The organism is Pseudomonas tehranensis (assembly GCF_014268615.1).
GTDB classification, from domain to species: Bacteria; Pseudomonadota; Gammaproteobacteria; order Pseudomonadales; family Pseudomonadaceae; genus Aquipseudomonas; species Aquipseudomonas tehranensis.
Map to the genome: position 1 here is coordinate 1 of NZ_JABWQV010000436.1, position 1,813 is coordinate 1,813.

Annotated in this window: 2 protein-coding genes; both read left to right on the forward strand. The window is 59.8% G+C overall.

Annotated elements, in window-relative coordinates; all coding sequences use genetic code 11:
* Positions 1-149: 149 nt before the first annotated feature.
* Entirely contained in the window at positions 150-1,160 is a 1,011-nt protein-coding gene (locus tag HU811_RS26790) for a class 1 fructose-bisphosphatase (RefSeq protein ID WP_025211364.1), read from the forward strand.
* A gap of 3 nt (positions 1,161-1,163) precedes the next feature.
* Complete coding sequence (locus HU811_RS26795; RefSeq protein WP_092455846.1) at positions 1,164-1,760, forward strand: DUF924 family protein; 597 nt, start codon at positions 1,164-1,166, stop codon at positions 1,758-1,760.
* The last annotated feature ends 53 nt before the right edge of the window (positions 1,761-1,813 follow it).

Below are 1,813 nucleotides of genomic sequence, written 5' to 3' on the forward strand. Positions count from 1 at the left end.
GCAGCCTCGCTTCGCTCGACAGCTCCTACGCAGGTGGGCAGGCCCGGATATGAACTCAATCCTTCATTCCCCGTCTCATAGGAGGAATTAAGTCCCGACTCGCGCTAAACTGCGCTGGTTTTTCCGCCCCCTATTCTTCGGAGCCGTCCATGTCCCGCGTTACCTTGAGTCGCTATTTGATTGAGCAGACCCGCAGCAACAACACCCCTGCCGATCTGCGCTTTTTGATCGAAGTGGTGGCGCGTGCGTGCAAGGAGATCAGCCACGCCGTATCCAAAGGCGCGCTGGGTGGTGTCCTGGGCAGCATGGGCACCGAAAACGTGCAGGGCGAAGTGCAGAAGAAGCTCGACGTGCTGTCCAACGAAATCCTGCTCGAAGCCAACGAATGGGGTGGTCACCTGGCCGGCATGGCGTCCGAGGAAATGGACAATGCCTACCAGATCCCGGGCAAATACCCCAAGGGTGCCTATCTGTTGGTGTTCGACCCACTGGACGGTTCGTCGAACATCGATATCAACGCGCCGGTCGGTACTATCTTCTCGGTATTGCGTTGCCCGAACGAATACCTGAGCCAGAACGAAGCCTTGAACGAAAAGGCTTTCCTGCAGCCAGGCACCGAGCAGGTAGCCGCCGGTTATGCCATCTACGGCCCGCAGACCATGCTGGTGCTGACCTTGGGCGACGGCGTCAAAGGCTTCACCCTGGACCGCGAGATGGGCAGCTTCGTTCTGACCCACGAAGACATCACCATTCCTGAAACCACCCAGGAATTTGCCATCAACATGTCCAATCAGCGCCACTGGGAAGCCCCGGTACAGCGCTACGTCAACGAATTGCTGGCCGGCGAAGAAGGCCCGCTGAAAAAGAACTACAACATGCGTTGGGTCGCCGCGATGGTGGCCGACGTGCACCGTATCCTGACCCGTGGCGGTCTGTTCATGTACCCACGTGACAGCCGCGAGCCGTCCAAGCCGGGCAAACTGCGGCTGATGTACGAAGCCAATCCGATGTCGTTCCTGGTGGAGCAGGCCGGTGGCGCTTCGACCGACGGTCACCAGCGCATTCTCGACATTCAGCCTGAAGGCCTGCACCAGCGTGTGGCGGTGTTCCTTGGCTCGAAGGAAGAAGTCGCTCGCGCCACGGCCTACCACAAGGAATAAAGCATGGCCCAGCCTTGGCAGCCGTTGCTTGATTGGTGGTTTGGCTCAGCCACGTCGCCGGACGAAATAGCCGCTGACAAGGGCAAGCTGTGGTTCGGCAAACGCCATGATCGCCAAGCGCACGAGCGCTTCGGCGATCAGGTCGAGCAGGCTCTGGCCGGTGAATTGACCGACTGGGCGCAACGCCCCGAAGGCTGGCTGGCCCTGGTGCTGCTGCTCGATCAACTGCCGCGGATGATCTTTCGCGACACCCCCAAGGCTTTTTCTGGTGACCTGCGTGCCCAAGCGTTGGTGGCCCAAGGCATGGCGGCGGGCTTCGACCGGCAACTCGAACCGATCCAACGGGTGTTCATCTACCTGGTGCTTGAGCATTGCGAAAATCTGGCGGTGCAGAACGAGGCCGTGTCGCGCTTCATCGACCTGGTCCGAGAGCAACCGGAGGCGGATCGGGCGGTGTTTGAAGACAACCTGGATTACGCCGAACGGCACCAGAAGATCATTGCTCAGTTTGGACGCTTTCCCCATCGCAATGCGGTGTTGGGGCGTGAGTCCACGGCTGAGGAAGTCGAGTTTTTGAACAGGCCTGGGTCCAGGTTCTGAATTTTCTGCGAGGCTGATGCCATCTTCGCGAGCAAGCCCGCTCCCACAGTCGA

What these genes read in the sequence shown, in the direction of transcription:
- HU811_RS26795 (WP_092455846.1), top strand. Translation starts at nt 1,164, where the DNA reads ATGGCCCAGCCTTGGCAGCCGTTGCTTGATTGGTGGTTTGGCTCAGCC.
- HU811_RS26790 (WP_025211364.1), top strand. Translation starts at nt 150, where the DNA reads ATGTCCCGCGTTACCTTGAGTCGCTATTTGATTGAGCAGACCCGCAGC.